The organism is Actinoplanes palleronii (genome assembly GCF_016862315.1).
GTDB classification, from domain to species: domain Bacteria; phylum Actinomycetota; class Actinomycetes; order Mycobacteriales; family Micromonosporaceae; genus Actinoplanes; species Actinoplanes palleronii.
On the sequence record NZ_BOMS01000071.1, the window covers coordinates 26,024 to 44,257 of the forward strand.

The 18,234-nt window shown below is 72.7% G+C and carries 18 protein-coding genes; 7 read left to right on the forward strand and 11 right to left on the reverse strand.

Annotation, left to right across the window (positions count from 1 at the left end):
* Positions 1-631: 631 nt before the first annotated feature.
* The gene (gene murD / locus Apa02nite_RS23585; protein ID WP_203826922.1) at positions 632-1,975 is read right to left on the reverse strand and encodes a UDP-N-acetylmuramoyl-L-alanine--D-glutamate ligase; all 1,344 of its coding nucleotides are present in this window, start codon (positions 1,973-1,975) and stop codon (positions 632-634) included.
* Between the two features lie 89 nt (positions 1,976-2,064).
* On the opposite strand from murD, the gene Apa02nite_RS23590 reads away from it, so the two are divergent.
* Both Apa02nite_RS23590 and Apa02nite_RS23595 read left to right on the forward strand, forming a co-directional pair.
* A complete protein-coding gene (locus Apa02nite_RS23590) occupies positions 2,065-3,348 on the forward strand; it encodes a MurL-like N-terminal domain-containing (protein WP_203826937.1) in 1,284 nt (427 codons plus the stop codon).
* A 3-nt stretch (positions 3,349-3,351) separates the two neighbouring features.
* Positions 3,352-3,717 (forward strand): cupin domain-containing protein, encoded by a 366-nt coding sequence (locus Apa02nite_RS23595; protein ID WP_203826923.1) that lies wholly within the window; start codon positions 3,352-3,354, stop codon positions 3,715-3,717.
* 3 nt (positions 3,718-3,720) lie between these two features.
* Here Apa02nite_RS23595 and Apa02nite_RS23600 read toward each other — a convergent pair whose 3' ends face one another.
* The 7 genes from Apa02nite_RS23600 to Apa02nite_RS23630 form a co-directional block, all read right to left on the reverse strand.
* The gene (locus Apa02nite_RS23600; protein WP_275412511.1) at positions 3,721-5,910 is read right to left on the reverse strand and encodes a hypothetical protein; all 2,190 of its coding nucleotides are present in this window, start codon (positions 5,908-5,910) and stop codon (positions 3,721-3,723) included.
* 197 nt (positions 5,911-6,107) lie between these two features.
* Positions 6,108-6,641, reverse strand: coding sequence for a GNAT family N-acetyltransferase (locus Apa02nite_RS23605; RefSeq protein ID WP_203826924.1), 534 nt, complete (start codon positions 6,639-6,641; stop codon positions 6,108-6,110).
* A complete protein-coding gene (locus Apa02nite_RS23610) occupies positions 6,631-7,443 on the reverse strand; it encodes a TrmH family RNA methyltransferase (RefSeq protein ID WP_198171357.1) in 813 nt (270 codons plus the stop codon). Before Apa02nite_RS23610 ends, Apa02nite_RS23605 begins: the two co-directional genes overlap by 11 nt.
* A 153-nt stretch (positions 7,444-7,596) precedes the next feature.
* Positions 7,597-7,797: a DUF5708 family protein gene (locus tag Apa02nite_RS23615; RefSeq protein ID WP_203826925.1), complete on the reverse strand. Its 201-nt coding sequence runs from the start codon at positions 7,795-7,797 to the stop codon at positions 7,597-7,599.
* Positions 7,798-7,851: 54 nt separating this feature from the next.
* Entirely contained in the window at positions 7,852-8,529 is a 678-nt protein-coding gene (locus tag Apa02nite_RS23620) for a hypothetical protein (protein ID WP_203826926.1), read from the reverse strand.
* Positions 8,530-8,696: 167 nt separating this feature from the next.
* Positions 8,697-9,815 carry an SPFH domain-containing protein gene (locus tag Apa02nite_RS23625; RefSeq protein ID WP_203826927.1) on the reverse strand — a complete coding sequence of 373 codons (1,119 nt, stop codon included), beginning with the start codon at positions 9,813-9,815 and terminating at the stop codon, positions 8,697-8,699.
* 48 nt (positions 9,816-9,863) lie between these two features.
* A complete protein-coding gene (locus Apa02nite_RS23630) occupies positions 9,864-10,313 on the reverse strand; it encodes an NfeD family protein (RefSeq protein ID WP_203826928.1) in 450 nt (149 codons plus the stop codon).
* Between the two features lie 110 nt (positions 10,314-10,423).
* On the opposite strand from Apa02nite_RS23630, the gene Apa02nite_RS23635 reads away from it, so the two are divergent.
* The gene (locus tag Apa02nite_RS23635) at positions 10,424-11,734 is read left to right on the forward strand and encodes a serine hydrolase domain-containing protein (protein WP_203826929.1); all 1,311 of its coding nucleotides are present in this window, start codon (positions 10,424-10,426) and stop codon (positions 11,732-11,734) included.
* A 436-nt stretch (positions 11,735-12,170) separates the two neighbouring features.
* Here Apa02nite_RS23635 and Apa02nite_RS23640 read toward each other — a convergent pair whose 3' ends face one another.
* A complete protein-coding gene (locus Apa02nite_RS23640; protein ID WP_239164510.1) occupies positions 12,171-13,064 on the reverse strand; it encodes a DMT family transporter in 894 nt (297 codons plus the stop codon).
* Between Apa02nite_RS23640 and pdxR the strand changes: the two genes are divergently transcribed.
* The gene (gene pdxR / locus Apa02nite_RS23645) at positions 13,063-14,586 is read left to right on the forward strand and encodes a MocR-like pyridoxine biosynthesis transcription factor PdxR (protein WP_239164511.1); all 1,524 of its coding nucleotides are present in this window, start codon (positions 13,063-13,065) and stop codon (positions 14,584-14,586) included. The two genes, Apa02nite_RS23640 and pdxR, sit on opposite strands and share 2 nt — an antisense overlap.
* Here pdxR and Apa02nite_RS23650 read toward each other — a convergent pair.
* On the reverse strand, positions 14,537-15,343 hold the full coding sequence (locus Apa02nite_RS23650; protein WP_203826931.1) for a DUF3097 domain-containing protein: 807 nt from the start codon (positions 15,341-15,343) through the stop codon (positions 14,537-14,539). The two genes, pdxR and Apa02nite_RS23650, sit on opposite strands and share 50 nt — an antisense overlap.
* Positions 15,344-15,432: 89 nt before the next feature.
* On the opposite strand from Apa02nite_RS23650, the gene Apa02nite_RS23655 reads away from it, so the two are divergent.
* The gene (locus tag Apa02nite_RS23655; protein WP_203826932.1) at positions 15,433-16,215 is read left to right on the forward strand and encodes an Rv1486c family protein; all 783 of its coding nucleotides are present in this window, start codon (positions 15,433-15,435) and stop codon (positions 16,213-16,215) included.
* Entirely contained in the window at positions 16,212-16,715 is a 504-nt protein-coding gene (locus tag Apa02nite_RS23660; RefSeq protein ID WP_203826933.1) for an NUDIX domain-containing protein, read from the forward strand. Before Apa02nite_RS23655 ends, Apa02nite_RS23660 begins: the two co-directional genes overlap by 4 nt.
* Before the next feature lie 18 nt (positions 16,716-16,733).
* Here Apa02nite_RS23660 and Apa02nite_RS23665 read toward each other — a convergent pair whose 3' ends face one another.
* Entirely contained in the window at positions 16,734-17,492 is a 759-nt protein-coding gene (locus Apa02nite_RS23665) for a hypothetical protein (protein WP_203826934.1), read from the reverse strand.
* Positions 17,493-17,515: 23 nt separating this feature from the next.
* Between Apa02nite_RS23665 and Apa02nite_RS23670 the strand changes: the two genes are divergently transcribed.
* Positions 17,516-17,764, forward strand: coding sequence for a hypothetical protein (locus tag Apa02nite_RS23670; protein ID WP_203826935.1), 249 nt, complete (start codon positions 17,516-17,518; stop codon positions 17,762-17,764).
* Positions 17,765-18,234: the final 470 nt, after the last annotated feature.

An 18,234-nucleotide genomic window follows, 5' to 3' on the forward strand; every position in this document is an offset into this window, starting at 1 on the left:
GTGTCAAGACTGTGGGCGAAGTTTTCAAACCGTTACCTGACCTGGGCTAATGAACTGATGTTTCGTCGGGGTCGGATGACAGCCATCGATCCGGAAATAACCCTTACGATGTGTCCGCCATCACATGACCGTGTAACGCCCGTTTTGGGCTAGCCCTTTCGGTGGCCTGAGCAGGGACGATCGGTTGCTGGCGCATCGTCCGATCGGGCGGTTACCGTCACGCCACGAAACCTGCCCGTTACGCACGAAACAAGATCAAAAAAATTCTCGGGCCGGCCGGGGCGGGTGCCGGCGAACCGCTCCGCCGCAGCACCAGGCCTCTCCGGCCACGGCCGCCCACCCCCGTGCCACCCGGCCACCCCGCCCCGCCGCACGTCCCGATCCCGCTGAGCGGGACACGGACCGGCTGGCGCCGGCGGCTGCCTCGACGCCGGCGAGACGACCGTGAGCACCAGCCGCCGCGGATGCCGCGGACGCCTCGCGGGCCCGGCTGGTGCTGGCGGCTCCCTCACCACCCGTGAGACGACCGTGAGCACCAGCCGGGCGGACCTGGCGGGTGCTCACGGTGTTTTGGGGGGAAAGGCCCGGAGGCTCGTCCTCAGCGGGCCGCAGCCCGCCCTCGGCCTCGCGGCTACTTCTCCGTGGCGTGGATCGCCTCGATGAACGCTTCGGAGCGGTGTTCGAAGTTGCGGAAGCGGCCGTAGCTCGGCGCGGCCGGTGACAGCAGCACCACGCCGCCCGCCGGGGTGACCTCGCGGGCCAGCCGGACCGCGTCGGCGAGATCCTCGGACGTGATCGTGGTGACCTTCGGGAGGCCGGCCAGCTCGGCCAGGATCCGCGGGCCGCTGTCCGGCATGCCGATCACGGTGAGTTCGCGGGAGGCGAGGAATTCTCGCAACGGAGCGTAGTCAAGGCCCCGGTCGGTGCCGCCGACCAACACGGTGAGTGCACGGTTCTCGTAGGCCTCGACGGCGTGCATCGTGGCGTACGGCGACGTCGACAGGGTGTCGTCGACGAACGTGAGACCGGACGGGTCCTCGATCTCGGTGAGCCGGTGCGGCAGCCCCTCGAAGGACCGGACCGCCGCGGCCAGCTCGGTGCGCAGCCCGACCACGTCGACGCCCATGCCGTCCAGGACGGCCAGCGCCACGCACAGGTTCCGCTCGTTGTGGCCGCCCTTGAGCCGCAGCGCGGCCCGCTCGAACAGCGGCTCGTCGCTGCAGAAGAACACGCCGTCGGTGACCCGGAAACGGGAGTCCTCGGCGGCGACCGGCACCGGCGGGAACCCGTTGCGGTCGTGGACGGTACGGATCTCGTCGCGCAGGCGCTCGTCGGTGCCGTTCACGACGATCAGTTCCGGTCCGTACTGCAGGAGGTTCAGCTTGTCGCGGTAGTACTCACGCTCGCCGCCGTGCGCGTCCAGGTGCTCCGGGAAGAGCGAGGTGACCACCGCGACCCGGGGCGAGTCGGTCAGGTCGGCGCACTGGTAGCTGGAGAGCTCCAGCACGTACAGCTCGGCGGGCGGCAGGTCGAGCAGCGGGACGCCGATGTTGCCGCCGTACGCGTTGGGCTTCCCGACCGCCGCCAGCAGGTGGCTGATCAGGCTGGACGTGGTGCTCTTGCCCTTGCTGCCGGTGACGCCGACGGTCTGCTCGGCGTGGTCGGCCATCCAGAGGGCGCTGCCGCCGGTGACCGTGACGCCGCGGGACCGCAGCTCGGCCATGAACGGGTGGGTGGACGGCACACCGGGCGAGCGCACCACGACGTCCGCGCTGGCCAGCGCCGCGAAGGCGTGCTCGCCGCCGGCCAGCGGGGCGAGCGTGCCGTCCCAGGGGTCGTCGAGGTAGCCGGCTCCGTCGTTCACCGCGATCAGCCGGGACGGGGCGTGCGCGGCGATCGCGGTCACCGCGGCTCGTCCCTCGCGGCCGGTTCCCCAGACCGCCACCGATCGGTCACGCAGGTCTGCCAGGCGCACGGTCGTCTCCCCAAGTCGTTTTTTCGCGGGACCGAACTAATATTGCCCGTCGGCCCAAAGACAGGAGCTTCCGGGTGCAGTTCGACGTCATGCGCTTCCCCTCGTACGCGTTCGACCCGACGACGGGGATCGCCACGTTCGATTACCTGCTCGACGGGCCGGAGCCGCTGCGGTTCACCGAGACGATCACCCTTCCGGTGCCGGCCGAGGGTCACGACCTCGAGACCCTGCACCGGGTGCTCGAGCTGCTGCACGTGGTCGCCGGGGTGAGCTACTACAAGGTCGGCGCCCCGCCGCGGGTGCTCGCGCCGCTGCCGGTGGCCCCCGAGGTGGCCGCCTGGTTCACCCGGATCTACACCGACGGCCTGGCCGAGTACGCGTACCGCAACCAGCTCCCGCACGTGCTGGAGCTGACCGTCGAGACGCCGGGTGTGCTCGCGCCGGCCACGCCGGTCGAGGTCACCGGACGGCCGCTCTCCGCGGTCGGCGGCGGCAAGGACTCCATCGTCACGCTGGAGATCCTCCGCGCGGCCGGGCTCGACCCGGTGCCGTTCTCGGTCAACCCGAACCCGGTGATCGTGAACGTGAACGCCGCCTCCGGCCTGACCGCCCTGGCCGCCCGCCGCAAGCTCGACCCGCTGCTGTTCGAGCTGAACAAGGCCGGCGCGCTGAACGGCCACATCCCGGTCACCGCGATCAACTCGCTGATCGCGGTCGCCACCGCGGTCTGGCACGGGCTGGGCCCGGTGATCATGTCGAACGAGCGGTCCGCCTCCGACCCGAACCTGGTCTGGAACGGTCACGAGGTCAACCACCAGTGGTCCAAGGGCGTGCTCGCCGAGGGGCTGCTGCGGTCCGCCGTCGCGGCGCACACCGGCCTCGTCGACCCGTATTTCTCGCTGCTGCGCACGCTCTCCGAGCTGCACATCGCGCAGCTGTTCGCCGGTCACACTGCGTACGATGACGTTGTGACAAGCTGTAACAAGGCTTTCAAGCTGCACGACCCCACGGCGCGCTGGTGCGGTGACTGCCCGAAGTGCCGGTTCGTCTTCCTGGCGATGGCCCCGCACATGCCCCGCGAGCGGCTCGCGCACATCTTCGGGCACGACCTGTTCGCCGCCGAGGCACAGGTGCCGGGCTTCCTGGAGCTGCTCGGCGTCGACGGGCACAAGCCGTTCGAGTGTGTCGGCGAGGCCGAGGAGTGCCTGGTGGCGCTGTCGATGCTGACCGATGACGCGCCGGTGCTGGTCGCCCTGCGCGCCGCCGTGCCGGCGTCGGCCTGGGACACCGTCTCGCACAGCAACGTGTTCACGCCGGGCGGGCCGCACCACGTTCCCCCGGCGTACCAAAAGATCTTGAACGATGCCCTCTGACCGATGGACCTGATCTATACCGGGAACGCCGGCCCGGACGCCCTCGCGGAGCGGGGCTGGCTGCTGGGCCACTTCAAACCCGAGGGCGACCCGCGGCACAGCGCGGACGTCGAGATCAAATGGGGCCGGCACCCGGCCGGTGACCGGCGGGCCGAGTGGGTCCGCGGTGAGCAACGGACCGCGCTGCTCGTGCTGATCAGCGGCTGCTTCCACATGGAGTTCCCGGAGCGCACCGTGGTCCTCGCCGAGCAGGGCGACTACGTGGTGTGGGGGCACGGGGTCGACCACTCCTGGTATTCGCCCGAGGAGACCGTCGTGCTCACCGTCCGCTGGCCGTCGGTCGCGGGCTATGCGGTAGGCGCCCGGTAAAGATCACTCCGGGATGTCGTGGTGGATCCGCCGCGGTGACACGCCCAGCTCGCGCAGCGCGATCCTGGTGGCCACCAGCATCAGCGGCGGCCCGGCCAGATAGACCTCGTCCCGGCTCCACTCGCCGTAGGCCGCCACCGCGTCGGTGACCAGCCCGAACGGGTACGGCCCGGGATCGCCCTCGGAGACCACCGGGATGACGGTGGCCCGGGGCGCCTGCCGGGCGATCGTCACCAGGTCGTCGATGTCGTAGAGCTCGTCGAGGGTCCGCACGCCCCAGAACAGCACCGCGGGGCGCGGATCCTGGGTCGCGGCCAGCTGGGCGAGCATCGCCTTCATCGGCGCCACCCCGGTGTCCCCGGCGATCATCAGCATGCCGCGGCCCGGTTCGGCGGGCAGGCCCATCCCGCCCTCGGCGCGGCTGACCCGGATCCGGTCACCGACCCGGGTGTGGTGCACCAGCGTGCCGCTCACCCCGGCCTCGGACTTGGCCCGCACGTGCAGCTCGATCACGTCGTCCCGGTGCGGGGCGCCGGCCAGCGAATACGGCCGCCAGACCCCGGGCACGCCGTCGACCTCGACCCGGGCGAACTGCCCCGGCCGGTACGGCAGCGGCAGAAACGGGCGGAGCCGCACCACGGCGAGATCGTCGCGGCGCAGCTCGTGGCCGATCACCTCGGTGTCCCAGATCGTCGGCTGGTAGGTGATCAGGGTGCCGCCGTGCACGATCCACTCGTAGACGTGCTGCCACGTCCAGCGCCAGGCCTGGTCGAAGTCCTGCCGCCAGGTGCCCGGTGTCATACCGGCCCGCATCGCCTCGGCGAGCGCCGCGCCGACCAGCTGCAGCTGGTTCCACTGCAGGCCGCACTCGGCCAGCGCCGCGCCCAGCTGCGCACACCCGGCCACCACCGCGGGCGGATCGTCGAGCCGGTGCACGAGCCAGGTGATCGCCCGGCCGAGCTGGTCGCGCTGTGAGGCCGGGGTGCCGGGCAGCACGGTCAGCAGGTCCGGCTGGGCCTGCAGCAGCGCGGTCCACAGCCGGTCGGACACCTCGGCCACCCCACCGGCGAAGGTCAGACTCGTGCTGAGCAGCCGCTGCGTGTCGCGCAACGCCATCATGTCGCCCGGGTCCATGCCGTCCGCCGGGCCGGTGTGCTTGGTGGTCCGGGGGGCGACATGCGCCGCGTATTCGGCGGGGGTCACCGAGGGGAACTCGGTGCCGGTAGGGCCGATCGAGCGCGGCGGCGCTATCCCGGGGATCGCGGTGACCGGCGCCGCTGGTCCGGCCGGGTTGATCCCGGTGATGGGATTGACCCGATTCATCGGTACGCCGTAATCGCGCCCGATCCCGCCCCGCTCCGGCCGCCCGGCGGTTCCCGCCCGTGCCGGGTCTCCTGGCCGTGCCGGGTCTCCTGGCCGTGCCGGGTCTCCTGGCCGTGCGGAATTCGCCGGCTGGCCGGCGGTGGCCGGGTGGCCGGGTGATCCCGGCTGCGGGGTGGCGCCTGGTCGCCGGTCGCCGGCGTCCATCCCGGCGCGGCCCAGTGCCGCGCCCTGGTCACCGCGCCAGAGCAGCTCCGAGCCGGCGCCGGGGCCCACTCCGCCACCTCGCCCGGTCCCGCCCCGGCCGGTCCCGCCCTGACCAGGCGCGCTCTGACCGGTCCCACCCGAGCCGGTCGCGCCGGTGCCGGGCTGCTCGGGGCGGGTGACCGGGCCGCCCTTCTGCACGTTCTGCCAGAACGCCCGGCCGCGCTGGGCCTCCGCACTCGACGCCGCGCGGCCCGCCGCACCGGCGCCGCCGACGCCGCCGGCCCCTCCGGCCCCGGGTGGTCCGGGTGGTCCGGCCGGGGTGGTGGGCTCACTCGTACCGTCGCTCTCCGCACCACGGCCCGCAGCCGCATCGTCTCCCGAAGCCGGACCTCGGCCTGCGGCCGCGCCCCCGCCGGGCGCCGGGGCCGGTCCGACGGAGCCGGAGCGCAGGACGGGATATCCGGTACCCGGCGGGAAACCACCGGCGGGCGAGCCGGTCGCCCGGGGCGGGGTTTCCGGGGTGGCACGCGGCTCCGGCTCGGCGTCCTGCGGCTCAGGCCCGGGTTTCGCACGCCCGGCGGACATCTCGGACAGCGCGGCGGCCGCGTCGGCGGCACCGGCGGCGGCCGCGTCGGGAGCGCTCTGGCGAAGCCGGATGGCCCGCAACAGGGCGAGCAGATGCGGATCTGATCCCGGACCAGACGACAACCGACACCCCCCGAGAAGCAACAGCAGAACCGGCCCCGGCACCCATCTTCCCGCACGGATCGCCCATCGACACCCACTCGGCAAGCATCGGCACGTCCCGGCCTGCGGTTCCGCCCGTTCCGGCCGCGAAACCACCACGGGCGCTCGCCGCGGCCCTAGAGAGCGGTCAGCCGGTACACCACCGACGGGCGCAGCGGGCCCGGCGGGGCGGTCAGGTCGTCGAAGTCGGCGGCCGGGTCGTAGGTCATCCCGAGCCGGTCCATCACCGCGCGGGACCGGGCGTTCCCGGTCACCGTGATCGCCAGGATCTCGGGCAGGCCCAGCTCGTGGAAGCCGTATTCGAGTACGGCCCGGGCCGCCTCGGTCGCGTACCCGTGGCCCCACGCCGTCGCCGCCAGCCGCCAGCCGGCCTCGACGCCGGTCACCGGCGCCTCCTCGTCGACCGGATCGAGCCCGGCCATGCCGATGAACTCACCGGTCGCGGTCACCTCGACGGCCCACCACCCCCAGCCGCGCGCCTCCAGGTCACGGCGGAACGCGTCGAGCGACGCCGCGGCCTGCTCGGCGGTGAGCACCTCGGGGAAGAACTCCCGGACCCGCGGATCGGCGTTCATCGCGACCCAGCCGGCCAGATCGTCATCGGTCCACTGCCGCAGCCGGAGCCGCTCGGTGACCAGCTCAGATGTCATCGTCGTCCCGTCCCAGTTCCCAGAACGCGACGGCGGCCGCCGCCGCGACGTTGAGCGAGTCCACGTTGCGCCGCATCGGAATCTTGACCGGTACGTCACTCGCGGCCATCGCGTGCCGGGACAGCCCCGGCCCCTCCGCGCCGAGCAGCAGGGCGGTCCGGCGCCGCTGCTCCGGCGCCAGGCGCTGCAACGGCACCGCCTCCGGGTCCGGGGTCAGCGCGAGCACGGTGAACCCGGCCTCCCGCACCCGGCCCAGCGCGTCCGGCCACGGCTCCAGCCGGGCGTACGGCACGGCGAACACCTCGCCCATGCTCACCCGGACGGCGCGCCGGTAGAGCGGGTCGGCGCAGGTCGGCGACAGCAGCACGGCGTCGATGCCGAGCGCGGCAGCGCCCCGGAACACCGCGCCGATGTTGGTGTGGTTGTTGACGTCCTCCAGGATCGCGACCCGGCGGGCGGTGGCCAGCACCTCGTCGGCGCTGCGCAGCTCCTCGCGGTGGAACGAGGCCAGCACGCCCCGGTGCACGTGGAATCCGGTGGCGCGTTCCAGCACGTCGGGGGTGGCCGCGTAGATCGGGGCGCCGTCCGGCACGTCGTCGAGCTGGGCGACCCGCTTGACGTCGATCAGGTACGACCGCGGGCGGTACCCGGCACGCAGCGCCCGCCGCAGCACCAGCTCACCCTCGGCGATGAACAGTCCGTTCGGCGGCTCCCACTTGATGCGCAGCTCGAGGTCGGTCAGCGCGCGATAGTCGCCGAGCCGCTCGTCGTCCGGGTCGGTGATCAGTTGAACGTCGGGCACACCACCAAGTCGACCAGATCACTCGACCAGCTATGTCAGGTGGGTCGCCGGTGACGACGGCCGTACCGAAATCTGGCGAAGCCGCGACCATGAGGCGGCCCGGCGGCGAACAGCGGGGTTCCCGCGCCCAGCAGCACCGGTGACATCGAGATGTCAGCGATCACCCGTGCCATGTGTGTCTCCCCTCGAGAGCCCGGAGTACCACCCGTAACAGATCTCGAGCGCGCCGACCACCATCAGCACCACGCCGACCTTGGTCAGGGTGAAGACCGGGATCTCGACGTCGCCGGCGAACAGCCACAGCAGCAGACCCACCACGAACGTCGCCGACCCGGCCAGGAGCTTCGCTGTCATGCCCTCGAACGTATCGGCCGGGCCGAGAGCGGCGCTTCCGACCAAAGTAGGGGGTCAGGACCGCGGGACCAGCCGGCCGCCGGTCCACGCCAGGCCCATCCCGGCCGCCAGCATCAGCAGCGCACCGACCGTCGGCAGCGGCTTCACCGCGTGCGACCCCGCGCCCAGGGCGACGGCGGCGAGCATCAGCAGCACGCCGTCGGCCGGGTTGACCAGCTTGGAGCGGAACACCGCCCAGCCGAGCAGCAGCACCCCGGTCCCGGTGAACGCGCAGGCCGCCTCGATCAGGGTGTGCACCTGGCCGGGAGCCATCGCGAAAGCCTCACCGGCGATCTCCTCGGGCAGCACGGCGAGCGGCACCAGCAGGGTGGCCCCGGCCAGGGTGACCAGCAGGCCGGTCAGCGCGATCCGCCGGGTGCGCGACCCGGCGAGCAGCCCGGCGAGGGCGATCAGCGAGACGGCGGCCAGCCAGGCGGCCAGCAGGCCGACCGGGAGCGGGCCGGGCGGGACGTTCACGCCCAGGGTGAACCAGCCGTAGAGCACGGCCGCGGCCGGCAGCGCCCAGAGGGCCAGCCGGGCGAACCGCCGGACCGACCAGATCCAGACGGCGTCGCGCACCGGAAGCAGATAGTGGTCCGCTGGTGAGTCGGCGGTCGGGGTCGCGGCGCCGACCCAGGCCGGGGCGACCCGCAACGGCCGGCCGCTCGCGGTCTGACGATGGCTGATGCTCATGGCTCCGCCTCGCTCGCAGGGGCAACACACCGAGCGGCCGAGGAACCGGTCGGGAATCCGAGACGAAGCATGCCAAATCAGCAGGAACTTGTGAGGGACATCTCAGGAAATGCCCAGAAATGCCGGACGGCAGGCCCGATAGCAGGCCTGCCGTCCGAAAAACGATGTCACGCGCGGGACTGGTTGATCCCGTCGTAGTCGGCTCCGCCGATCGCCTCGGTCGGCGGCTCGACGTCCGGGGCCACCGGCAGCGCGGCGGTACCGGTGGCGCCGCTGGTGACCTGCGCCTCGGCCTCACGCACCTCGGCGGTCACCCGCTGGGCCTCGACGGCCGCGGCCCGGGCCGCCTCCGCCGCCTCGCGCTCGACCGCGGCCGCGTCGACAGTCGTCGTCGGGAGGTCGCCGACCATGTTCGCCAGGCCACCGAGCGCGCCACCCATGCCCTCGAGGGCCTTGGTCAGCTCGGTCGGCACGATCCACACCTTGTTGGCGGTGCCGTTCGCGATCTGCGGCAGGGCCTGGAGGTACTGGTAGGCCAGCACCTTCTGCGACGGGTTCGCCTCGTGGATCGCGTTGAAGACCGTACGAATGGCCTTGGCCTGGCCCTCGGCCTGCAGGATCCGGGACTGCCGGTCACCGTCGGCGCGGAGCACCGCGGCCTGCTTCTCACCCTCCGCGGTGAGGATCTGCGCGGCCTTGTGGCCCTCGGCGTTCAGGATCGTCGCGCGACGCTCCCGCTCGGCGCGCATCTGCTTCTCCATCGAGTCGCGGATGCTCGGCGGCGGCTCGATCGCCTTGATCTCGACGCGGGTGACCTTGATGCCCCACCGGCCGGTGGTCTCGTCCAGCACGCTGGAGAGGTGCTTGTTGATCTGGTCGCGGCTGGTCAGCGCGCGCTCCAGGTCCAGCGAGCCGATCACGTTACGCAGGGTGGTGACGGTGAGCTGTTCGATCGCCTGGAGGAAGTTGGAGATCTCGTAGGTGGCGCGCACCGGGTCGACGACCTTGAAGTACAGCACCGTGTCGATCGAGACGACCAGGTTGTCCGAGGTGATCACGGGCTGCGGCGGGAAGGAGACCACCTGCTCCCGCATGTCGACCTTGCTGCGCACCGCGTCGACGAAGGGGACCAGCAGGTTCAGCCCGGGGCTCAGGGTCCGCTTGTACCGGCCCAGCCGCTCGACGACGTCCATCCGCTGCTGCGGGACGATCCGGATGGATCGGATGATGGTGGTCACCGCGAAGATCGCGATGACTATGACCAGGATGGCGATGACAGCTTCCATGGCGCCTCTCTAAAAAACGCAAAACCCTTTTGTGTACGAACAGGTGGGTCAGGTGTCCGGCAGGTCGTCGTGCCAGACCAGCGCGGTAGCACCACGGATCTTGACCACCCGGACCCGATGACCGGCCGGGAAGCTCTCCTTGCCGTCGAACGACCGGGCCTGCCAGATCTCGCCGTCGATCCGGATCTGGCCGTGGTCGGCGTCGACGTCCTCGAGCACGGTGCCGTGCTGGCCCTCCATGGCCTCGATGCCGAACGGCGTGTCACCGGTCTCCAGCGCCGAACGCGCGTGCCGCATGATCACCGGCCGGATCGCGGCCACCGAGAGGCCGGAGACCAGCGCGAACACGATGACTTGAAGAAGCAGATTGGCGCCGAGAGCGGCAGCCAGCGCCGCCGCCGCGGCACCCGCCGCGAAGAAGATGATCAGAATGGTCGCGGTGAAGGCCTCGGCGATCGCGAGGGCGATGGCGAGAACGATCCAGAGTACGGCTTCCACACCCACGATCGTGTCACGTCCGCGCACTCCCGGCGATGCCACGGTCTCGCGTAGCCGAACCGCCCCCGGGCAGTTAGACCTGTCAGTCGCACAGCAGGAGGACCCCCACCGTGACACTGCTTCCGGAGACCACCCGGCGGATCGACGAGATCGCCGCCCGGGCACAGTCCGCCGGCCGGGTGCCGTCGCTCGCCCTGGCCGTCGTCCGGGACCGGGCGGTGCTGCACTTCGCCGGCGCCGGGGAGAACCCGCCGCCCGACCCGAAGACCCAGTACCGGATCGGTTCGATCACCAAGACGATCACCGCGACGCTGGTCATGCAGCTGCGGGACGAGGGCTTCTTCGCCCTCGACGACCTGCTCTACCGGCACCTGCCGGGCACCCCGATCGGCGGGGTGACACTGCGCCAGCTGCTCGGGCACGTCTCCGGCCTGCAGCGCGAGCCGGACGGCCCGTGGTGGGAGCGCCGGGCCGGCGGTGACGTGAACCAGCTGCTGGCCGGGCTGACCTACGAGAAGCTGACCGGGCCGCCGTTCCGCCGCTACCGCTACTCGAACCTGGCCTACGGCCTGCTCGGCGCGGTGCTCACCCGGGTCACCGGGCAGAGCTGGACCGAACTCGCGGCCAAGCGGGTGCTGGAGCCGCTGGGCATGAAGCGGACCAGCTACCACCCGATGGAGCCGTTCGCCCGCGGCTACGTGGTGCACTCGCTGGGCGGCGCGCTGCACGAGGAGCCACGCCCGGACAGCGGCGCGATGGCGCCGGCCGGGCAGCTCTGGTCCACGGTCACCGACCTGGCCAAGTGGGCCGGTTTCCTGGCCGACCCGGCGCCGGCCGTGCTGTCCCGGGAGACCGTCGACGAGATGTGCAGCCCGGTGACCATCGACGACCTGGAGTCGTGGACCTCCGGGCACGGCCTGGGCCCGCAGCTGTTCCGGGTCGGCGAGCGCGTCTACGTCGGCCACGCCGGCTCGATGCCGGGCTACGTCGCCCACCTCGCGGTCCACCGCCGCAGCCGCACCGGCGTGGTGGTGTTCGCCAACGCCTACGGCCTGGCCGGCGACGAGCGGATCAAGGGCCTCAGCCTGCGCACGCTGACCACCGTCCTGGACAGCGAGCCGGCCGCCCCGGTCACCGCCTGGCAGCCGCCGGCCCAGCCGCTGGGCGAGGCCGCCGAGATCTGCGGCCGCTGGTGGTGGATGGGCCGCGAATACGACATCACCCCGGAAGGCGACGGCCTCGTGATGACCAGGATCGGTCACCGAACCCGCTTCCGCCGCGAGGCACCGGACCGCTGGCGCGGCACCGAGGGCGACGACGAGGGTGAGGTGCTGACCGTCCTCCGAGCCGCGGACGGCACCACCACCAAGATCGAAATCGCGACGTTCGTCTACAGCCGAGATCCCCGCGACCTCGCTTAATTCCTTTTCCGGTACGCCTACCGAGCGCCCCGCCGCAGGCTACGAGCCACGCCCCGGGCCGGTCCCGCGCCACGCCCGCCCGCTCCGGACCGCGACGCGCCTCCCGCGGCGCGCAGCGAAACGCCAGACCGCTGCCACCCCGGACCGTGCCGCGCCGCCGGACCCCGGCTGGTTCTCAGGGGTGTGTCAACGCCCCCGAGACACCCCTGAGAGCCAGCCAGAGACCGCGCGGCGCGCTGCGGCCCGGAGTGGCAGCGGTCTCGCGCCGCTCCCCACCTTGCGTGGGGAGTTGCGGTGCGCTGCGCACCGCAACTTCACACACACGCCGGCACTTCACCTTGCGTGGGGAGTTTCGGCGCGCAGCGCACCGCAACTTCACACACACGCCGGCACTGCAGCTTGTGTGGGGAGTTTCGGCGCGCTGCGCACCGCGACTTCACACGGATGTCGGCGCTGTGGCTTGCGTGGGGAGTTCGGGCTGGGTGGTCAGGCCCAGGGCCAGGCCGGCGGTGACGGTGGTGATGCCGAGCCAGACCAGGGGTTGCGGGGGTGGGGCGCCCAGGGCCATTCCGGTCAGCGCGGCCGAGATCGGTGCGACGCCGGTCAGCAGCCCGGCGCGGCCGGCCCCGATCCGGGTGACGCAGGTGTACCAGAGCAGGAACGCGACAGCGGTCACCGCGACCGCGAGATACGCGCCGGCCAGCACGTCGTCGGGGCGCAGCCGGGTGACCGCGGCCGGGCCCTCGACGATCAGGCCGAGCACCCCGAACAGCCCGGTGGCGATCCCGGTCGTGTGCACCGAGACCCCGAGCGGGCCGTGCCGCCCGAGGACCGGCACGGCGAGCAGGGTGAACAGCGCCTCACAGACGAACGTCACCACGGCCCAGAACACCCCGGTCGCGTCGGTACGGCCGAGGCCCTCGACCAGGATCGCGCCGAGGGTGACCACGGCCGCGGCGACCAGCACCCGCGGCGCCGGCCCGCGACCCTCGAGCATCGGGCCACCGGCGGCGAGCAGGATCGGCACGCAGGCGACCGCGACGCCGAGGACCGCCGGCTCGGCGTGCTGAGCGCCGTGCACCAGGGCGATGTTGAAGACCAGCAGGCCGGCCACGGTCACCCCGAGCAGCCAGAGCCGTTCGGCGCCGCGCGGGCGGTGCAGTGGTGTGCGGGTCCAGCGGGCCCAGGCGAGCAGCAGCAGGCAGGCCACCGCGTACCGGAGAGCCTGGACGGTGAGGTTCGGCGCGTCCGCGAGGTGACCGGAGACCGCGACGCTGCCGCCGACGAAAACCATGCCGGCCGTGCCGGCGAGGATCGATGACACCTTCATGCGTCTCATGCTCCCGGCGGGTATGGTCCGGTTCGAGGACCAATCACGGGGCGATGTGGAGGACCAATTGCGACCCGAGGGCGGATCGGACTTCCTGCAGCTGCGCGCGGCGGACGCACCGGGCAAGGGGCTGACCGGCTGGCTCACCGACGGGCTGCGCGGCGCGATCACGGCCGGGCGTCTCGCGCCCGGCGCCCGGCTGCCGGCCACCCGGCTGCTCGCCGCCGAACTCGGCGTCTCCCGGGGCGTGGTGGTGCAGGCCTACCAGCGGCTGGCCGACGAGGGGCTGGCCGGGGCGCGGACCGGGTCGGGCACCGTGGTGACCCGGGACGCCGCGGTCGCCCCACGGCCACCCGCCGACCGCCGGCGCACCCTGCACGAGCTGCGGCTGCCACTCTCCACCCCGGACGGCATCGACCTCAACCTGTCCCCCGGCGTGCCGGACCTGTCCGCGTTCCCCCGGGCCGCGTGGCTGCGTGCGGAACGCGCGGTGCTGGACCGGGTCACGGCGGCCGACCTCGGGTACGGCGACCCGGGTGGCATTCCGCGCCTGAGGGCCGAGCTGGTCGCCTGGCTCCGTCGTACCCGCGGAGTTGTGGCCGAAGCGGACGACGTCCTGGTGTGCGGCGGCGTCGCGCAAGGTCTCGCCCTCCTGGCGCAGATCCGCACCGCCGCAGGCGAGGGGGTGTGGGCGGTCGAGGATCCCGGCTCGCGCGGCGCCCGTGACCAGATGGCGCACTGGGGTGTCCGCCCGGAACCGATCCCGATCGACGAGAACGGCCTGCTGGTCGCGCCGTTACGGGCGAGCGGCGCGTCCACCGTGCTGCTCACCCCGGCGCACCAGTTCCCGACCGGCGTGGTGCTGGGGCCGGACCGCCGCCGCGAGCTGCTCGACTGGGCCGGCGCCGGCGAGCACCTGGTGATCGAGGACGACTACGACGCCGAGCACCGGTACGACCGCGCCCCGGTCGCCGCCCTGCAGGGCTCCGCGCCGGAACGGGTCGCCTACCTGGGCAGCGTCTCCAAGTCCCTGGCGCCGGGGATGCGGCTGGGCTGGCTGATCGCGCCCCGCCGGATGCAGGCCGCCCTGCTCGCCGCGAAGCACGCGAGCGACCTGGGCTGCTCCGCGCTCCCCCAGCTGGTGCTCGCCGAGCTGCTGGCCTCCGGCGACTACGAACGGCACCTGCGCTCGGTGCGGACCCGGCAGCGGGCCCGCCGGGACGCGCTGCTCGCCGGGCTGCGCGCGCACCTGCCGCAGGCCCGGGTCCGCGGCGTGGCGGCCGGGCTGCACCTGCTGGTCGAGCTGCCGGACGGCGACGACGTGGCACTCGCCGAGCGGATCCGGGACGCCGGGGTGCTGGTCCATCCACTCAGCTGGCACCGCCTGCTGCCCGGACCGCCCGGCCTGGTCCTGGGCTACGCCGCGCACCCACCGGACCGCCTCACCGAGGCCGCCGCCCGGATCGGGGCTCTTATTCCGGCAGCACCGTTACATGGTCGATCAAGCGCTCCATCGAGTTGATCAGCGGGGTCTCGACGTCCTTGTAGCTGTTCACCGAGGACAGGATCCGGCGCCACATGTCGGCCGGCTGGCGCACCCCGATCGCCGCGCAGACGCCCTCCTTCCACGGCCGGCCCGGCGGGATGACCGGCCACTTGCTCAGGCCCACCCGCTGGGGCTTCACGGCCTGCCACACGTCAACGTACGGATGCCCGGTGATCAACACGTCCGGGTGGTCCACGGCGGCCACGATCCGGCTCTCCTTCGAGCCCGGCACCAGGTGGTCGACGAGCACGCCGAGCCGCCGCTGCGGACCGGGCCGGAACGCGCGGACCGCCGCGGCCAGGTCGTCGATGCCGTCCAGCGGCTCCACCACCACACCCTCGATCCGCAGGTCGTCGCCCCAGATCCGCTCGACCAGCGCGGCGTCGTGGATGCCCTCCACCCAGATCCGGCTGGCCTTGGCCACCTGGGCGGTCACCCCGGCGACCGCGACCGAACCCGAAGCGGTGATCTTCCGCTGCTCCGGCGCCGCCTGACCGGCCGGGCGGCGCAGCGTGACCGGCTTCCCGTCGAGCAGGAACGCGGCCGGGGCGAGCGGGAAGTTGCGGCGCTTGCCGTGCCGGTCCTCGAGCACCACCGCGCCGAACTCGAACCCGATCACCGCGCCGCAGAAGCCCGAGTCGGCGTCCTCGACCACCAGGTCCGGCTCGGCGTCCACCTCCGGAATCACCTTGCGGCGCCGCCAATTGCCGGAAAGCACGTCCTCCCCATACATGAATCGCACGGTAACCCGTCCGTCCGGACACGCCGGGGTGACGCTCCGAGCCGAGACAAGGTCTTGGGATGGCACGTACCCTTGCTCGCATGTCACCCGCAGCAGATGCGGCCACCCGCACCGCCCGCCGGTCCACCCGATTCGTGGCCTGGGTGCGGGCCTGGCGCGCCGGACTGGTTCCGTTCGACGACCTGGCCGACGAGATCGCCGCCGACGAGGAGCACCTCGTCGCCGACGCACCCGGCACCTGGACCGACGTGCCGCTCGGCCAGGGCCTGCCGATCTTCGCGAAGCTGCATCCGGACGACATCAAGCTGGTCCTCCCGGTGCCCGGCGACCCGCGCGGCCTGCCCGGCCCGGGCCCGCTGACCGGGGCCGCGCTGCTGGCCGGCGAGGCGCTGATCACCCCCGAGTTCGGTGTGGTGCCCGAGGTGCGGCGGCACACGTCCGGCTCCGGAGTGGAGTTCGAGACCGTGGTCTGGCGGGTGCTGCCGGCCCCCGAGCACCGCCCGGGCTTCCAGATCGGCGCGGCCGAGGCCGAGGCCGAGCTGACCGCGACGCTCGGCGAGGTCACCGCCAGGCTCGCCAAACTGGACGTGGCGCAGTGGAAACCCGAGCTGGCCGGCGCGTTGCAGGCGCTGCGCCGCCCGGAGAGCACGGCCACCCTGCCACCCGGCTTCGACCCGCGCTCGCGGCGGCTGTTCGCCCGGGCCAGCGTGCTCGACCAGGTGCTCGCGCTCGCCGAGACGAACGCGCCGGGTGGCGCGATCAACGGCTACGAGGCGCAGCAGCGTGACGAGGCGTTGCGGCCACTGACCGCGGCGTGCCGGCAGGCGCTGGTCGCCGCGTGCAACGCCCCGCTGCACGCGTGACGCCCGACCGGCACGCGCACTGCACGTTCTGCGGCGCGCGGTTCATCCCCGATCAGCCCTGGCCGCGGCGGTGCGCGGCGTGCGGCGAGACGACGTACCGGAATCCGACCCCGGTCGCGGTCGCCCTGCAGCCGATCGGTTCCGGTCTGCTGGTGGTGCGGCGCGGTATTGCCCCGGCGGCGGGCACGCTCGCCCTGCCGGGCGGCTTCATCGAGGTGGGCGAGACGTGGCAGGCCGCTGCGACGCGCGAGCTGGGCGAGGAGACCGGGCTTAAAGCAGACCCTTTAGAGGTACGACTGTTCGACACACACAGCGCCCCGGATGGCACGCTGCTCGTTTTCGGACTGCTGCCGCCGGCTGCTGACCTGCCCACGGCGCCCGCGGGTGGCGAGACCCTGGGGCTCGAGGTGCTCACCGGGCCGGCCGAGCTGGGTTTCAGCCTGCACACCCAGGTGGCGAACCGGTGGTTCGCCGAGGCCGGCCGGGCCGACCGGGGCTGACCCCGGCCGGCCACCTGGTCAGTTCGGGGCGTCCCAGGCGGTGGCCTTGAGCGCCAGCGCACCGTCCTTCGCGACACCGGCGACCGTGAGGGCCACCAGCCGCTGGGGCACCGCGGCCTTCCGCGCCTCGGCGACCGACGTGATCAGGCAGTACACCTGGCCCTGACGGACCGGCAGACGACCCTCCTTGGCGAGCGGCTTGAGCGGGATCTGGCCCACGCATGCACCCGGCTGGAACGTCTCCGACTCGAAGGTGGTCCCGGTCACCCCGGACTGCAGGGAGAGGTACGGAGTGGTCCCCGCGTCGCACGGGTTGTAGTAGCTCAGCTCGGACACCGCCGAATCGGCCTGCACCTTCGGCTCGTCCAGGTCGATGTAGACGGAGCTGTTGCAGTCGGACGGAACGCCGAGGTTCTGCTCCACGTACTTCTGGGTGAACTGGGTCGTCTCGGTCAGCGCCGGAGGCGACCCGTCCGCGGCCGGAGTCGACTCCGTAGTGGGCTCGGCCGGTGCGGTCGTCGTGGGCTGCGCCGGCGCGTCCGCGGGCGTGGTCGCCGGCTGACCGGCGGCCGGCACCTGCTTCGCGGCCAGAGCGTCCACCCTGTCGGCGGCGTCCGAGGCCACGGAGCCGGCGTGCCAGGCGAGCGCGACCGCGCCGGCCGCGAGCAGCACGGCGACCAGGGCGAGGAAGGTGGCGAACCCCGAGCCCTTCCGGGGTGTCTTGGCTGGTGGAAGCGTCGTCGTCGGATCCTGCGGGAACGGGTTATCGTGGCTCACGCTTACCGAATCCTCTGTGATCAATGACCGAAGGTCACGGGCACCATAGCGACACGGGCGGGGCGACCTACGTGTTCGCGGTGGCCGGCACCCGGCAGAAGGACGGCACGCTCTCCACCACCGAGGCCGGACGCCAGCAGACCGCCTCGGTGACCAGCCCGAAGCCGCTGACCGGCGCGGTCGAGGGCGTGGAACAGCTGACGATCCGAGTCCAGTGCGGCAACCCGAAGGGCGTCGTCCTCCTCACCGCCGCCACCGTCAGCCCGTCCTAGCCCCGCGGCCGCGGCGCGCTCCCGGCCCGCGGCTGGTCCGCAGGGGTGCCTCCGGCCCTTCGAGACACCCCTGCGGACCAGCCGCGGCAAGCTCGTCCTGAGGTCGTCACCACAGCTGGTGCCCATGGTGGTATCAAGACCGCCGGCACCAGCCGCGCCGCTTGCCCATTGTGATCTCGGTGGGGGTCTGCGGCCTTGCCCGAGGTGTTCGGGTGCAGGTGGGTGGGGGGCGTGTCTTCGCGGGCCGGGATGGTCGGTCGCTCAGTGGCCCTTCGGCGGGTCGGCGTGGGTGATCGATGCCGGCGGGGCGGTAGAAGTCCGCACTCGGCACCGAAGGGGCGGCGGCAGCCCACGCTCGGAACCGAGGGGGCGGCAGGGGCCCGCACTCAGCACCGAAGGGGCGGCAGGGGCCCGCGCTCGGCACCGAAGGGGCGGCGGCAGCCCGCGGTGGGGCGGGTTCGGGGCGGTGG